Annotated in this window: 15 protein-coding genes; 6 read left to right on the forward strand and 9 right to left on the reverse strand. The window is 72.2% G+C overall.

Features of this window, described 5'->3' with window-relative positions:
* Nucleotides 1-4 precede the first annotated feature (4 nt).
* The 4 genes from ASD16_RS08635 to ASD16_RS08650 are packed head-to-tail and all read right to left on the reverse strand — an operon-like array spanning nt 5 to nt 3,871.
* Complete coding sequence (locus ASD16_RS08635) at nt 5-337, reverse strand: non-heme iron oxygenase ferredoxin subunit (RefSeq protein ID WP_055915438.1); 333 nt, start codon at nt 335-337, stop codon at nt 5-7.
* Nucleotides 334-1,650 (reverse strand): Fe-S cluster assembly protein SufD, encoded by a 1,317-nt coding sequence (gene sufD, locus ASD16_RS08640; RefSeq protein ID WP_055915441.1) that lies wholly within the window; start codon nt 1,648-1,650, stop codon nt 334-336. The genes ASD16_RS08635 and sufD overlap by 4 nt, the downstream gene beginning before the upstream one ends.
* Nucleotides 1,650-3,101 carry a Fe-S cluster assembly protein SufB gene (sufB, locus tag ASD16_RS08645; RefSeq protein WP_055915443.1) on the reverse strand — a complete coding sequence of 484 codons (1,452 nt, stop codon included), beginning with the start codon at nt 3,099-3,101 and terminating at the stop codon, nt 1,650-1,652. The genes sufD and sufB overlap by 1 nt, the downstream gene beginning before the upstream one ends.
* The gene (locus tag ASD16_RS08650) at nt 3,098-3,871 is read right to left on the reverse strand and encodes a metalloregulator ArsR/SmtB family transcription factor (protein WP_055915445.1); all 774 of its coding nucleotides are present in this window, start codon (nt 3,869-3,871) and stop codon (nt 3,098-3,100) included. The genes sufB and ASD16_RS08650 overlap by 4 nt, the downstream gene beginning before the upstream one ends.
* 151 nt (nt 3,872-4,022) lie before the next feature.
* Between ASD16_RS08650 and ASD16_RS08655 the strand changes: the two genes are divergently transcribed.
* Genes ASD16_RS08655 through ASD16_RS08680 form a run of 6 tightly spaced genes read left to right on the forward strand, consistent with a single transcriptional unit; the run spans nt 4,023 to nt 9,153 of the window.
* Entirely contained in the window at nt 4,023-4,964 is a 942-nt protein-coding gene (locus ASD16_RS08655) for an ABC transporter ATP-binding protein (protein ID WP_055915447.1), read from the forward strand.
* A complete protein-coding gene (locus ASD16_RS08660; protein WP_055915449.1) occupies nt 4,961-5,710 on the forward strand; it encodes an ABC transporter permease in 750 nt (249 codons plus the stop codon). Before ASD16_RS08655 ends, ASD16_RS08660 begins: the two co-directional genes overlap by 4 nt.
* A gap of 16 nt (nt 5,711-5,726) precedes the next feature.
* Nucleotides 5,727-6,266 carry a hypothetical protein gene (locus ASD16_RS08665; protein WP_055915451.1) on the forward strand — a complete coding sequence of 180 codons (540 nt, stop codon included), beginning with the start codon at nt 5,727-5,729 and terminating at the stop codon, nt 6,264-6,266.
* A 57-nt stretch (nt 6,267-6,323) separates the two neighbouring features.
* Nucleotides 6,324-7,253, forward strand: coding sequence for a heme A synthase (locus ASD16_RS08670; protein ID WP_055915452.1), 930 nt, complete (start codon nt 6,324-6,326; stop codon nt 7,251-7,253).
* Between the two features lie 56 nt (nt 7,254-7,309).
* Nucleotides 7,310-8,341 (forward strand): ATP-binding cassette domain-containing protein, encoded by a 1,032-nt coding sequence (locus tag ASD16_RS08675; protein ID WP_055915454.1) that lies wholly within the window; start codon nt 7,310-7,312, stop codon nt 8,339-8,341.
* A complete protein-coding gene (locus ASD16_RS08680; protein ID WP_055915456.1) occupies nt 8,341-9,153 on the forward strand; it encodes an ABC transporter permease in 813 nt (270 codons plus the stop codon). Before ASD16_RS08675 ends, ASD16_RS08680 begins: the two co-directional genes overlap by 1 nt.
* Nucleotides 9,154-9,189: 36 nt before the next feature.
* Here ASD16_RS08680 and ASD16_RS08685 read toward each other — a convergent pair whose 3' ends face one another.
* The 5 genes from ASD16_RS08685 to ASD16_RS08705 all read right to left on the reverse strand — a co-directional run bounded on the left by ASD16_RS08685 (nt 9,190) and on the right by ASD16_RS08705 (nt 15,119).
* Nucleotides 9,190-9,783: an NUDIX domain-containing protein gene (locus tag ASD16_RS08685; protein ID WP_055915457.1), complete on the reverse strand. Its 594-nt coding sequence runs from the start codon at nt 9,781-9,783 to the stop codon at nt 9,190-9,192.
* On the reverse strand, nt 9,783-11,453 hold the full coding sequence (locus tag ASD16_RS08690) for a CTP synthase (RefSeq protein WP_055915459.1): 1,671 nt from the start codon (nt 11,451-11,453) through the stop codon (nt 9,783-9,785). Before ASD16_RS08690 ends, ASD16_RS08685 begins: the two co-directional genes overlap by 1 nt.
* 71 nt (nt 11,454-11,524) lie before the next feature.
* A complete protein-coding gene (gene murJ, locus ASD16_RS08695; RefSeq protein ID WP_055915461.1) occupies nt 11,525-13,204 on the reverse strand; it encodes a murein biosynthesis integral membrane protein MurJ in 1,680 nt (559 codons plus the stop codon).
* Nucleotides 13,201-14,091: a hypothetical protein gene (locus tag ASD16_RS08700; RefSeq protein ID WP_055915463.1), complete on the reverse strand. Its 891-nt coding sequence runs from the start codon at nt 14,089-14,091 to the stop codon at nt 13,201-13,203. The genes murJ and ASD16_RS08700 overlap by 4 nt, the downstream gene beginning before the upstream one ends.
* The gene (locus ASD16_RS08705; RefSeq protein ID WP_055915465.1) at nt 14,088-15,119 is read right to left on the reverse strand and encodes a copper transporter; all 1,032 of its coding nucleotides are present in this window, start codon (nt 15,117-15,119) and stop codon (nt 14,088-14,090) included. Before ASD16_RS08705 ends, ASD16_RS08700 begins: the two co-directional genes overlap by 4 nt.
* Between the last annotated feature and the right edge of the window lie 10 nt (nt 15,120-15,129).

Genomic DNA, 15,129 nt, shown 5'->3' on the forward strand with positions numbered 1-15,129 from the left:
CAGTTCAGAGCGGGGCGTCGACGTCGACCAGCACGCGCTGGCCGTCGACGGTCACGGGGTAGACGGGGACGGGCTGGACGGCGGGCGGCCCGGTGGGCTTGCCGGTGCGCAGGTCGAACCGGGAGCCGTGGAGCCAGCACTCGATCGTGCAGTCCTCCACCTCGCCGTCCGACAGCGAGACGGCGCCGTGCGAGCAGATGTCGCTGATGGCGTGCAGCTCACCGGCGGAGTCGCGCACCAGCGCGACCTCGACCGTGCCGTGCTCGGCCTCCAGCTCGACGCGGAACGTGCCCTCGACGGGCACGTCCTCGTCGTAGCAGGCCAGCTGGGCGCTCATGCACGCTCCGTCGTGAGAGACACCTCGGAACCCTCGACGTGGCCGCCTTCCGAGAGCGAGTCGAGCACGCTCATCGACTTCTCGAGCTCGCGCTCGATCGCGCCGATGAGCCGCTCCTCGATGTCGGGCACGCCGATCTCGTGGATGAGCTCGGCGAAGAAGCCGCGCACCACGAGCCGACGTGCGTCGGACTCCGGGATGCCGCGGGCGCGCAGGTAGAAGAGCTGCTCGTCGTCGAACCGGCCGGTCGCGCTCGCGTGGCCCGCACCCTCGATGAGACCGGTCTCGATCTCGAGGTTCGGCACCGAGTCGGCGCGCGCGCCGTCGGACAGGACCAGGTTGCGGTTGAGCTCGTACGTGTCGGTGCCCTCGGCGGCCGCGCGGATGAGCACGTCACCGACCCACACCGTGTGCGCACCCTCGCCCTGCAGCGCGCCCTTGTACGTGACGCGCGAGATGCAGTTGGGCACCGCGTGGTCGACGAAGAGGCGCTGCTCCTGGTGCTGGCCCGCGTCGGCGAAGTACAGCCCGAGCATCTTCACGGACGCACCCTCGCCGACGAACTCGGCGTCGGGCGTGATCCGCACGACGTCGCCGCCGAGCGTCACCGCGATGTGCTTGACGGTCGCGTCGCGGCCGATGCGCAGCCGGTGCGAGGAGGCGTGCACCGAGCCCTCGGCCCAGTCGTGCACCGTGACGACCGTCAGGTGCGCACCCTCGTCGGCGACGATCTCGACCGTCTCGGTGAGCGCGGCGTGGCCGATGTGGTCGATGACGACGACGGCCTGCGACAGCGCCTCGGCGTGCACCAGCAGGTGCGTCGCGCTCGGCTCGAGCGCCGCCTCGTGCGTACCGGCACCCTCGACGCCCTCGATGCGGATGGACGTCACCTCGGAGGCGACGGCCTCCTTCGGGATCGTGACGATCGTGGCCCGCGGGAACGAGGCCCACGCGACGGCCGCGGTCCGGTCGCCGGGCTTGCCGGCCTTCCCGAGCCGCACGTCGTCGCGCTCGACGATCTCGACCTGCACCTCGGGCGCCTCGACGACCGTCGTCAGCACGCCGTGGCCGTCCAGGACGCCCTCGGTGCCTGCGGCGAAGAGCGGCGCGAGCCGGGCGACCGGCGCGAAGCGCCACTCCTCCTCGCGGCCGTGCGGCACCGGGAAGTCGGCGACGTCGAAGGACGTGGGGCGCGATGCGCGGGAGGCCTCGGGCAGAGGTCCGACCCCGTGCGAGTGGCTCCCGTCGGCCGTGGCCTTGCTGTGGTCGGTCGACAGGAGAGAACCCGTGGTGGGCCCAGTGGTGGTCGTCATCAGCCGACGGCCCCTTCCATCTGCAGCTCGATGAGGCGGTTCAGCTCGAGGGCGTACTCCATGGGCAGCTCCCGCGCGATGGGCTCGACGAACCCGCGCACGATCATCGCCATGGCCTCGGTCTCGGCCATGCCTCGGGACATCAGGTAGAACAACTGGTCCTCGCTCACGCGCGACACGGTCGCCTCGTGGCCCATCGACACGTCGTCCTCGCGGACGTCCACGTACGGGTACGTGTCGGAGCGGGAGATCTGGTCGACCAGGAGGGCGTCGCACAGCACGTTCGACGCGGAGTGGTGGGCGCCCTCGAGCACCTGCACCAGACCGCGGTAGGACGTGCGGCCACCGCCGCGCGCGACCGACTTGGAGACGATCGAGCTGGAGGTGTGCGGCGCCGCGTGCACCATCTTCGCGCCGGCGTCCTGGTGCTGGCCCGCACCGGCGAAGGCGATGGACAGCGTCTCGCCGCGCGCGTGCTCGCCGAGCAGGTAGATGGCCGGGTACTTCATGGTCACCTTGGAGCCGATGTTGCCGTCGACCCACTCCATGGTGGCGCCCTCGGCCGCGGTCGCCCGCTTGGTGACGAGGTTGTACACGTTGTTCGACCAGTTCTGGATGGTCGTGTACCGGACGCGGGCATTCTTCTTGACGATGATCTCGACCACCGCGGAGTGCAGCGAGTCGCTCGAGTACACCGGAGCTGTACAACCCTCGACGTAGTGCACGTACGAGCCCTCGTCGGCGATGATCAGCGTCCGCTCGAACTGGCCCATGTTCTCGGTGTTGATCCGGAAGTAGGCCTGCAGCGGGATCTCGACGTGCACGCCCGGCGGGACGTAGACGAACGAGCCGCCCGACCAGACGGCCGTGTTGAGCGACGCGAACTTGTTGTCCCCGGGCGGGATGACCGAGCCGAAGTACTGCTCGAAGATCTCCGGGTGCTCACGCAGCGCGGTGTCGGTGTCGAGGAAGATGACGCCCTGCTCCTCGAGCGACTCCTGGATCTGGTGGTAGACAACCTCGGACTCGTACTGCGCGGCGACACCGGCGACGAGACGCTGCTTCTCGGCCTCCGGGATGCCCAGGCGGTCGTACGTGTTCTTGATGTCGTCCGGCAGGTCCTCCCAGCTGGTGGCCTGCTTCTCCGTCGAGCGCACGAAGTACTTGATGTTGTCGAAGTCGATGCCCGACAGGTCCGAGCCCCACCAGGGCATGGGCTTCTTGTCGAACAGGCGCAGCGACTTCAGGCGCGTCTTGAGCATCCACTCGGGCTCGTTCTTGAGCGCGGAGATCTCGCGGACCTTGGCCTCGGACAAGCCACGCGTGGCAACCGCGCCCGCGGTGTCGGCGTCGTGCCAGCCGTAGTTGTAGTTCCCGATGGAGGCGATGGCCTCGTCCTGGGTCATCTGCGGGGGTGTCGTGGCCGCAGTGCTGTCGGTCTGTGCACTCATGCTGAATGTCCTTCCACGGAGAGCACGGGGTGGTGGGCAGGGGCGTGGGGGGTCGAGCTGGTCGTCGGGGTGGTCAGCGGGATGCTCGTGGTGCAGACGTGGCCGCCACCGGCCAGCGTCGCGAGGCGCTGCACGTGCACGCCGAGGAGTCGCGAGAACGCCCGCGCCTCGGCCTCGCACAGCGCGGGGAACTCGTGCGCGACGTCCTGCACCGGGCAGTGGCCCTGGCACAGCTGCATGGCCATGCCGCCCGGGACCGGCCGCGCGGAGGCGGCGTACCCATCGGCGGTGAGCCCGTCGGCCAGGACGCGCACGCGCTCGGCGACGTCGTCGCCGGCCGCGGCGACCGCGCCGGCGTGCCGCTGCTCCAGGTCACGGACGCGCTGCTCCGCGAAACCCTGGACGGCCTGCGGCCCGGCGGTCTCGGCGAGGAAGCGCAGCGCCTGGCTGGCCAGCTCGGAGTAGCGGTGCGACAGCGCGGCCTGGCCACGGCTGCTCACGACGTACCGGCGCGCGGGACGTCCACGACCCTTCGGCCCGCTGGGACCCACGGGGATGTCGTGCACGGTGATCTGGTCGGTGGCCTCGAGGACCCCGAGGTGCCGACGGATCCCGGCGGGTGCGAGGTCGAGCTGCGCGGCGAGCTCGGCGGCGGACACCGGGCCGTCGGCGGCGACGATCTGCAGCACGCGCTGGCGGGTCCCCGCGTCGGAGTCCGCCGTGGTGGTGTCCGACAGGGTGCGGTCGATCGCAGGCAGCGTCGCGTTCATGCACACCTCCGTCGGGTCTCGTCCGGTCTGCGGCCGCGCACGAGTGCACACAGCGAGGGCCGCGATATTGGCAACATCCTTGTTGCCAATATCCATCCCCGCAAGCAAGGCGACCCTTCGCCGAGGGTCGCGTCCCTCACACCGGAGCGGCATGCCGGGCGCCCTAGACTTCCCTCTCGTGCCCGACTCCCCCGCGCTCGAGATCTCCGGGCTCGTCAAGCGCTACGGCGGCCGCGCCGTCGTCGACGGGCTCGACCTCGTCGCCCACCCCGGCCAGGTGACCGCGGTCCTCGGACCCAACGGTGCGGGCAAGACGACGACGGTCGAGTGCTGCGAGGGCCTGCGGGAACCGGACGGCGGCACCGTGCGCGTGCTGGGCCTCGACCCCGTGACGCAGGCTCGCGACCTGCGTCCGCGCGTCGGCGTGATGCTCCAGGACGGCGGCCTGCCGACGGGCGTCAAGGCACACGAGATGCTCGCGCACGTCGCCCGGATGTACGCCGACCCGCGCGACCTCGGCGAGCTCACCGAGCGCCTCGGGCTCGGGTCGTTCGCGCGCACCACCGTCCGGCGGCTCTCCGGCGGGCAACGGCAGCGGCTCGCCCTCGCCGCCGCGATCGTCGGCCGGCCCGAGGTCGTGTTCCTCGACGAGCCCAGCGCCGGGATGGACCCGCAGTCCCGGCACGCGGTCTGGGACCTGGTGCGCGAGCTGCGCGACGAGGGCGTCGCCGTCGTGCTCACCACGCACCTGATGGACGAGGCCGAGGACCTCGCCGACCAGGTCGTCGTCGTGGACCACGGCCGCGTCATCGCCCAGGGCTCCGTGCCGTCGCTCGTCTCCTCGGCCGAGGACCGGACCCTGCGTCTCGAGACTGCCCCCGGTCTCGACCTGCACGACGCGCTCGGCGCGGGCTTCGTCGTCACCGAGCCGCGCGACGGCTCCTACACCGTCACCGGCGCGGTCGACCCCGACGCGGTCGCCGCGCTCACCGCCTGGCTCGCCGCGCAGGGCGCGCTGGCCACCCGGCTGACCGTCGGGCGACGCACCCTCGAGGACGTCTTCCTCGACCTGACCGGACGGAACCTGCGATGAGCACCGCGGCCCCCACCCGGCAGCGCGTCCTGGCCCAGACCTCCTTCGAGGCGCGTGCCATCCTGCGCAACGGCGAGCAGCTCCTCGTCACGATCATCGTGCCGGTGCTGGTCCTCGCCGGGCTGACCAAGGTCACCGGGATCGAGCTCGACACCGGCGGCGCCAGCCGGATCGACTTCCTCACGCCGGGCATCCTCGCGCTGGCGGTGATGACCACGTCGTTCACGTCGCAGGCCATCGCGTCGTCCTTCGACCGCCGCAACGGCGTCCTGCGACTGCTCTCGACCACACCGCTGGGCCGCGGCGGCCTGCTCGCGGGCAAGGTGCTCGGCGTCCTCGTCGTGGAGGTCGTGCAGGTCGCCGTCATCGGCCTGACCGCCCTGCTGCTCGGGTGGCGGCCGGACCCGGTGGGGATCCCGCTGGCCGTCGTGGCGGTCGTCCTCGGCACCGCCGCGTTCACCTCGCTCGCGCTGCTCGTCGCCGGGACCCTGCGCGCGGAGGCGGTGCTCGCCGTCGCGAACCTGCTGCTGCTCGTCCTGGCGGTCGCGGGCGGCGTCGTCATCCCGGCGAGCCAGCTGCCCGGGCCGATGGCGCACGTCGCCCTGCTGCTGCCGTCCGGGGCGCTCGGCGAGGCGATGCGCGAGACCCTGATGCACGGCGTCCTGCCCGGGTGGTCGGTCGTGGTCCTGGTCGGCTGGACCGCCGCGCTCGGGTGGGGTGCGAGCCGCCTGTTCCGCTGGCACTGACCGCTACCGTGGGCCGATGGACGCTGCGCAGGACGCCTCGTTCCAGGCGGCGCTGGCCGCCGAGTACGCCGCGCTCGTGCGCACCGTCGCCGAGTTCGACGGACGGCTGCTCACCGTCAAGAGCTGGTCGGTGACGCTGAGCCTGGCGGGCATCGGCCTGGGCTTCCAGCAGCAGCACTACGCGCTGTTCGCGCTCGCCGCCGCGACGGGTGCGGCGTTCTGGCTGATCGAGGCGATGACGAAGCGTCACCAGGTGCGGTACTACCCGCGGATGCGGCAGATCGAGGCGTGGTCCGCCACCTCGAGCGACCTCCGGCTCGGCGCCGTACCGGTCTCCGCGCCCCGCATCGACTCCGCCTGGACCGCGGCCGGGCGGGACGATCCGGCGACAGCGCTCGACGAGCCGCCGCGGGAGATGACGAGCGACGAGATCCGCCGCCTGCGCCGGCACGTCGCGTGGCTCCCCCACGTGTTCGTGCCGAGCGCGTTCGCGGTGGTCCTCGGGCTGGCGCTCACCGTCGTCGCGGCGACCGGGAGCCTCGACATCCCGCTGTGACGAGCCTCGCCCGCCGGCAGGTCCGGACGGCACGGGCCGGACCGTAGGCTGGTCGTCGTGAGCTCGTCCCCCGCCCTCGAGACCGACGTGTCGCCCCTGGACCGGTTCCGCGACCGGTGGACCTGGACGGCCGTCGTCGCCAACCTCGTCGGGCAGATCCTCATCATCGTCACGGGTGGCGCCGTGCGGCTCACCGGCTCCGGCCTGGGGTGCTCCACGTGGCCGCAGTGCGAGCCGGGCGAGTTCACACCCCGGTTCCACGACGCGACGTCGATCCACCCCTTCATCGAGTTCGGCAACCGCACCGTCAGCGGGCTGCTCGTGGCCGTCGCGACGGTCGTGGCGGTGCTGGTGGTCCTCGACCGTCGCCGTCCCTGGTCGTACCGCCGGCTCGGCCTGGTCCCCGTGGTGGGCGTGCTGCTCCAGGCGGTCATCGGCGGCATCACGGTGCTGGTGGACCTGCACCCCGCGATCGTGGGCGGCCACCTGCTCATCTCGATGGCGCTCGTCGCGTTCTCCGCCTGGTTGGTCGTCCGCACGCGCGAGGGGGACGGCCCCGCCGTGCCGCTGGTCGACCGGACCACCCAGGTCCTCGTCCGGGTCCTGACCGCGCTCACCGCGGTGGTCCTGGTCCTCGGCGTCGTCGTCACGGGTGCCGGACCGCACTCGGGCGACGACGAGGTGGGCTACCGGTTCGACGTCGACCCCTGGGCGATGTCGAAGCTGCACGCCGCCTCGGTCTGGGCGTTCGTCGCCGTGCTGGTCGTCGTGCTGGTCCTCCTGCACCGTCGCGGCGTCTCGGGCCGGCCATGGACCACCGGGCTCGTGCTCCTGGGGGTGACGCTCGCGCAGGGCGCCATCGGCTACGTCCAGCTCTTCACCGGCCTGCCGATCGGCCTGGTCAACCTGCACATGCTCGGCGCGGCGCTGCTCGCGACGGCGGTCACGTTCTTCGTCGGGAGCCTGCGCACGCGCGAGAGCGTGTAGCCGTTCTGTCGGGTTTTCCCTGTTCGGGTGTCAGGGGTCTCTCCTAGCCTCGACCCATGGCAGACGCGATCACCGCAACGGGACTCGTCAAGAGGTACAAGACCGTCACGGCCCTCGACGGGGTCGATCTCGCCGTTCCGACCGGCTCCGTGCTGGGCCTGCTCGGACCCAACGGCGCCGGCAAGACCACCATCGTCCGCATCCTGACCACCCTGCTGCAGCCCGACGAGGGCTCCGCGACCGTCGCCGGCGTGGACGTCCTGGCCAAGCCGCGGGACGTGCGCCGGCGCATCGGCCTGTCCGGGCAGTACGCCGCCGTCGACGAGTACCTCACCGGCTTCGAGAACCTCGACATGATCGGCCGCCTGTACCACCTCGGGGTCAAGCGGTCCCGGGAGCGGGCGCGCGAGCTGCTCGCGTCGTTCCGGCTCGAGGACGCCGCCGACCGGCCGTCCAAGACGTACTCGGGCGGGATGCGGCGCCGGCTCGACCTCGCGGGGGCGCTCGTGGCGGACCCGCCGATCATCTTCCTCGACGAGCCGACCACGGGCCTGGACCCGCGCGGGCGCACGGAGATGTGGGAGGTGATCCAGAACCTCGTCGCCGGGGGGACCACCCTGCTGCTGACCACGCAGTACCTGGAGGAGGCGGACCTGCTCGCCGACGACATCGTGGTCATCGACCACGGCAAGATCATCGCGCAGGGCACGGCCGACCAGCTCAAGATGCAGGTGGGCGGGGAGCGCCTCGAGCTCACCGTCCGGGACCCCGCGACACTGCACGCCGCCCGCGACCTCCTCGAACCGCTCGGGGTCGGCAAGGCCGGGCTCGACGAGGGCCGCCGCACCCTGCTCATGCCCATCACCGGAGGCGCGCAGGTGCTCACCGAGGCGCTGCGCGTCCTGGACGACGCGGGGATCGGGATCGACGACGTCGGGCTGCGCCGGCCCACGCTCGACGACGTGTTCCTGTCCCTGACGGGGCACGCGAGCGAGGAGGACACCCCACCACCGGACGCTCCGGTGACGACACCGCCCCATCCCGGCCGGCACGCGGCCACCGACGAGTCCCCCACCGGAGGTGCCTGATGGCCGCGCCCACCGTCTTCTCGGACTCCTACGTCGTCGCCAAGCGCAACATCATCAAGATCAAGCGTGTCCCGGACCTCCTGGTCTTCACCACGCTCTCGCCGATCATGTTCGTCCTGCTCTTCGCGTACGTGTTCGGCGGCGCGATCGCGGTGCCCGGCGGGGCGGACCCCGACGCCTACCGGGAGTTCCTCATGGCCGGGATCTTCGCGCAGACCGTCATCTTCGGGGCCACGATCACCGGCGCCGGGCTGGCGGAGGACGTCAAGAAGGGCATCATCGACCGGTTCCGCTCGTTGCCGATGGCACCGTCGGCGGTGCTCACCGGCCGTACGATCTCCGACGTCGCCAACAACGTCCTGGTGCTCATCGTCATGTCGTTGACCGGCTTGCTGGTCGGGTGGGCCATCCACAGCTCGCCCGCCGAGGCAGCCCTCGGCTACCTGCTGCTCCTGATCTTCGCGTACGCGGTCTCGTGGATCATGGCGTGGCTCGGCATGCTCGTGCCCAGCGTCGAGGTGTTCAACAACGCCACGTTCATCGTCATCTTCCCGCTCACGTTCGTGGCCAACACCTTCGTACCGCTGGAGACGCTGCCGGCTCCCCTGCAGACGTTCGCCGAGTGGAACCCGGTCTCGGCCGTGACCCAGGCCTCCCGCGAGCTGTTCGGCAACATCCCCGACGGGGTTCCCACCCCGGACGCGTGGCCCCTGCAGAACCCGGTGCTCTACACGCTGATCTGGTCCGCGATCTTCATCATCGTGTTCGTCCCGCTGGCGAACTACCAGTACCGGCGCTCGACCAGCCGCTGACGACGGTGCCGCCCTCTCCGGGAGAGGGCGGCACGGTCAGACGGTGACGGGCTCCAGAGTCGACCAGCCGCGCGACCGGGCCGCCGCTGCGGCCAGGACACCGGTGACGGCCGTGGGGCTGTGCAGGCGGCCGGACAGCGCCGCGTCCACGGCGTCGTCGAGGGGCACCCACACCGGCACCATGGTCGCCTCCTCGTCCGTGCGCGTGAACAGGTCGGCGTCCGCCACAGGGCGCAGGTCGCGCGCCAGGAACACCCGGATCCGCTCGTCCGAGCCGCCTGGAGTGGTGAAGAAGTCGACCAGCCTCCACCACGACCCGGCGACCAGGTCGGCCTCCTCAGCGAGCTCCCGGGCCGCGGCCACGACGAGCTCCTCGTCCGGGACGTCCCGCAGACCGGCGGGCGGCTCCCAGAGCTCGGAGCGCACCGGGTGCCGGTACTGCGAGAGCAGCAGCACGCGATCCTCGTCGTCCAGCGCGATCACGGCCACCGCACCCGGGTGGGCGACGTACTCGCGCAGCACCTGCGTGTCCCCCAGGTCCACCACGTCCCCGACGAGGTCGAAGATCTTCCCCGCGTGGATCACCTCGTGCGACACGACCGGACGCGGTGCCTCGAGGTCAGCGACCATCAGGACTCGTCGCCGCGCTGGGCCAGAGCGGCCTCGATCAGCCCGGCGAACAGCGGGTGCGCACGGGTGGGCCGCGACTTGAACTCCGGGTGCGCCTGCGTGGACACGTAGTACGGGTGCACGTCGCGCGGCAGCTCGACGAACTCGACGAGCGAGGTGTCGGGCGAGACGCCGGAGATGACCAGGCCGGCCTCCTCGAGCTTGTCCCGGTACGCGTTGTTCACCTCGTAGCGGTGCCGGTGGCGCTCGGAGACGCGCGTGGCGCCGTACGCCTCCGCGACCACGGAGCCGGGCGTCAGCACCGCCTCGTAGGCGCCCAGGCGCATGGTGCCGCCGAGGTCACCGTCGCCGCCGACGATCGCCAGCTGCTCGGCCATCGTCGCGATGACCGGGTGGGCGGGGTCGGCGTCGAACTCGGACGACGACGCACCGTCGAGGCCCAGCATCGTGCGCGAGTACTCGATGACCATGCACTGCAGACCCAGGCAGATCCCCAGCGTCGGGATCAGGTTCTCGCGGGACCAGCGCAGAGCACCGAGCTTGCCCTCGATGCCCCGCACCCCGAAGCCGCCGGGCACCAGCACGGCGTCGACACCCTCGAGCGCGAGCCGGGCACCCTCGGGCGTCTGGCAGTCGTCGGACGTCACCCAGCGGATGACGACCTTGGTGTCGTGGTGGAAGCCGCCGGCGCGCAGGGCCTCGGTCACCGACAGATAGGCGTCGGGCAGGTCGATGTACTTGCCGACGAGCGCCACCTCGACGCGGTGGGCCGGCTGGTGCACGCGGTGCAGCAGGTCGTCCCAGCCCTTCCAGACGACGTCCCGGAACGGGAGGCTGAGCCGCTGGACGACGTAGGCGTCGAGGCCCTCGGAGTGCAGCACGCGCGGGATGTCGTAGATGCTCGGCGCGTCCTTGGCGGTGACCACGCCCTCGACGTCGACGTCGCACATCAGCGCGATCTTGCGCTTCGTGGCCTCGGGCACCTCACGGTCGGCCCGCAGGACGATCGCGTCCGGCTGGATGCCGATGCTGCGCAGGGCAGCGACGGAGTGCTGCGTCGGCTTCGTCTTCAGCTCGCCCGACGGGCCGATGTACGGCACGAGCGAGACGTGCAGGAAGAAGACGTTGTCGCGGCCGAGGTCGTGACGCACCTGACGGGCGGCCTCGAGGAACGGCAGCGACTCGATGTCGCCGACCGTGCCGCCGATCTCCGTGATGATGACGTCGATGTCCTCCTCCGCCTGCTGACGCATGCGGGTCTTGATCTCGTCGGTGATGTGCGGGATGACCTGCACGGTGTCCCCGAGGTACTCGCCGCGACGCTCCTTCGCGATGACCTGCGAGTAGACCTGGCCCGTGGTCACGTTCGCCGAGCCCACGAGGTTCACGTCGAGGAAGCGCTCGTAGTGACCGACGTCCAGGTCGGTCTCGGCGCCGTCCTCGGTGACGAAGACCTCGCCGTGCTGGAACGGGTTCATGGTGCCCGGGTCCACGTTCAGGTACGGGTCGAGCTTCTGCATCGTGACGCGGAGGCCACGGGAGCGAAGGAGTCGGCCGAGGCTGCTCGCCGTCAGACCCTTGCCGAGGGAGGAGGCGACACCCCCGGTGACGAAGATGTGCCGGGTCGTGGATTCCGACCGCCCGGAGAGTCGATGCGCGCGCTCTGTCACGGGATTCCAACCTACCTGACGAACGCCCGTTGCCGGAGAGCCGGACGGGGTGAGTCCGGACACGTCGGCCGTCAGGACAGCGGCGCACCCGGGTTCGCGGGGTCGGTGAGCGGCACCGACACGGGTGGTCGGGGTTGCGACTCGATCGTGCGGAAGTCCCGGAGCGTGCCGCGGTCTCCCGCGAGGACGGCGCCCACGACGACGAGCGCCGCGATCACCGCACCGCCCGCGGCGGCGCCGATCGCGGTGACCGGGCCGTGACCGCCGACCTCGGCGACCGCGTCCACCACCCACCTGCCCGCGAGCGCGCCGACCGCGGCACCCGCGACGAGCACGAGCGCCGCACGGACGACCCCGGCGGTCGCAGGTCGCCCGGCAGCGCGCCGCAGCAGCACGACCGCGACGGTGCCGCCGACGAGCATGCCCAGGGAGCTGGCCTGGGCGAGCGCGAGGAGGGTCGCCGCCGGATCGTCGCCGGCCGGCGCGAGGGCGGCGGCGAGCAGCGGCGTCGCGACCACGACCGTGCCCCAGCCGACGACGTTCGCGGTGATCGCCGACCGGCCGCGCTCGAGGGCGTAGAGCGCCCGCGACGCGTGGAACATGAGCGCGAACCCGAGCAGGCCGGGGGACATCCACGTGATCGCGGTGGTCATCGCCTGCATGGCCGACCCACCGTCCGCGATCGAGACGAAGACGTCGGTCACGGCGGGCGCGACGGCCACCAGCACCGCGGCCCCCAGCGCCGCAGCGGTGAGCACGGCGCGCAGGGTTCCGGACGCCATGCGTGCGAACGCGTCGTGCTCCCCGGACGCCGCCCGCTGCGCGAGCCGGGGGAACGTCGACGTGGCCAGCGGCACGACGAGCACCGCGTACGGCAGGAGGTACACCTGCTGCGACCACAGGTAGACGGACCACGTGCCGACGCTGCCGCGTTCGTTGGCCACCAGCAGCGCCACGAGCACGGAGAGCTGCTGCGCCACGAGCGAGCCGACGCCGGCGAACGCCAGCACCGCGAGCCGTCGCCCCACGCCGGGCGGGAACCGCAGGGTCGGCCGGATCCGCACGCCGAGGCGGTGGACCGGCACGAACATCGGGAAGCACATCGCAGCGACGCCGAGGGTGGTCCCCCAGCCCAGCACGGCGAGGGCCCCGTCGGCGACGGCAGTGGGGTCGTCGACCTCACCGTCGGCGAGCGCCGCGTAGACCAGGTAGGTCGCGATCACGACCACTGACGAGAGCACCGGCGCGAACGCCGGCCAGAAGAACTTCTTGTGCGCCTGGAGCACGGCGTACAGCAGCACGGCGATGCCGTACATCGGGACCTGGATCGCGAAGACCGCGATGAAGAACTGCAGGAGATCCTGCTCGGCGGCGTCGAGCTTCGGCCACACCGACGCGATCAGCCCGCTGGCAGCCGCGAGGGCGGCACCGAGCGGCACCAGCACGAGCAGCGTCCACCCGAACGTCGCCGACGTGATGGCGTCGACGTCCTTGCGCAGCGCGCGGGACACGGGGAGCGCCAGCACCGGGATCAGCGCACCGGCGAGCGCTCCTCCCGCGGCGACCTCGAAGAGGACGTTGGGCAGCGTGTTCGCGGCGTTGTAGACCCCACCGATGCTCCCGTCGCTGAACGCGAGCGCCTGCACGAGGTACCGCGCGAACCCGAGGACGCGGCTCAGGACCGTCACGGCCGCGATCATGACCGCGGCACCGCCGAGCCCGGCGACCAGCCGCCGCGCCGAGGGGCTCACGCGGACCGGCCCGCGGGCGGGTCGACGGGCCGTCGACCCCAGCCGTCGATCTCCCGCAGCACCGGGGTGCTCTCGATCACACGCGTGAAGCTGACCTTCTCGCTGGCGGCGGTCAGCGCCACGACGACGGCGAGCGCGACGAGCCGGACGGGTCGGGGTGCGCTCAGCACGAGTGCGGTGCCCAGGGTCGCGCCCAGCGCGTTGGCGCCACCGTCACCGAGCATGTCGGCCTCGGCGAGGTCCTGGTCCACCGCGGCACCCACCACGCCGAGCACCGCCGCACCCGCCCCGGCACCGTCACCCGGACCGAGACCCAGCGGGGCCGCGACGAGCGTCGCCACCTTGAGGGCTCGTCCCGGCCGCAGGTCGAGCAGGTTCAGCAGGTTGGCGCTCGATGCAACGAGGGCGCCGGACGCGGCGACGTCGGCCAGCCAGCCGACCGTCGACCGACGCGTGCCGTCGGGTCGCTGCAGGGGCGTCGCCACGGCGGCCGCGACGAGCGCTCCCGCGCCGATGCCGAGCACCTTCAGACCGCCCGTCGTGAGCTCACCGCGTGCGAGGGCACCGAGGTGTCCGCGCAGGCCCTTGCGTCGCGCGGTGGTGTCCTCCCCGAGGTCGTCGACGAGGCCGAACGCCGCGCCCGACGCGGTCGCGACGGTCAGCGCGACGGCTCCGCGCATCGAGGGCGCGCCGACCAGGCCGCCCGCGAGCAGGCCGGCGGCGACGGCCGGACCCTCGAGCAGGCTGATCGGTTCACCCCGGTGGTTCGTGCGGGTCCAGCGCGCCTGGCCGCCCGGCGCCTGCGCGTCGAACGTGCCGCGCACGACCGCGGTCACCGCGCTCGCGACGACGCCGGTGAGGATGCGGCGCGGCACGCCGACCGTCATCCCTCGGTCCCGGCGGCGTCGCCCGTGCCCTCGGGCACCCGCGGCGTGCGGTCGACCGGAGGAAGCTCCACGGCGGCAGGCAGCGGAGTCTCGTCCTCGCCGAAGCCGTAGTGCCCGTTGGTCCCCGCGATCCGGCCCGCCAGCGCGAGCGGCAGGTTGACCTGGCCGGTGACGACCTCGGTGCCCGAGACGGTCGTCAGGGTCGCGGCCAGGTCCTGGTCGGCGAGCACGGCGTCGGTGAGGCTGCCCTCGCCGCGGGGTCCGTCGGCGAGCACGGCACCCTCCGACAGCTCCTGCGCGGCGCTCAGCACGGCGAGCTGCGCCGCGACGGACTCCTCGGGCACCGCGGTGGGCGTCGCACCCTCGGCCGGCTCCTCGAGCGGCACACCCAGCACGACGATCGCGTCGGCAGGCACGGTGACCTGGTCCGCCACCGTCACCAGCGGACTGTCGCTCTCGCTCGACGACAGGAGCTCCAGCAGCACGGAGGCGTCGTCGGAGAGCACGTCCGGGTTGCTCGGGTCCGACGTGACGAGAGCCTGCACCAGGGCGGAGGCGAGCTCGCCCTCCACGCCGGCGTCGTCGGCCGGGACCGGGTCGAGGTACGTGAGCAGCTGACCGACCAGCGCCTGGCGGAAGGTCCGCGCATCGGGGTCGGCCCAGGTCTCCGTCAGGGTCACGTGCGCGGTGACGCTCGCGCCGGACTCCGCGAGCCGCTCGTCGACGGCGGTCCGGATCGCCTCGTCGACCTCGCCGAGCGCGATGACGGCCACGCGGCGGTCGGTGAGCGCACCGTCGAGCAGCTGCGGTCCCGCAGCGTCGATGTAGGTCTCGGCGTCCTGCAGGGCGCCCGTCGTCGTGTCGAGCTCGGCGCGCAGGGCGTCCTTCTCCCCGCGCAGCTGCTCGACCTGACCGGTGAGCGTGTCCCCGATGGTCTCCTTGAGCGGGCCGGCGCCCAGCGCGATGCCGACGGCGAGCGCGAGGAAGACCGAGATGAGCGAGACGATGTGGTACCGGAAGTCGATCACAGTGCGAGGT

It is taken from the genome of Cellulomonas sp. Root485, from assembly GCF_001426705.1.
Classification (GTDB): Bacteria; Actinomycetota; Actinomycetes; order Actinomycetales; family Cellulomonadaceae; genus Cellulomonas.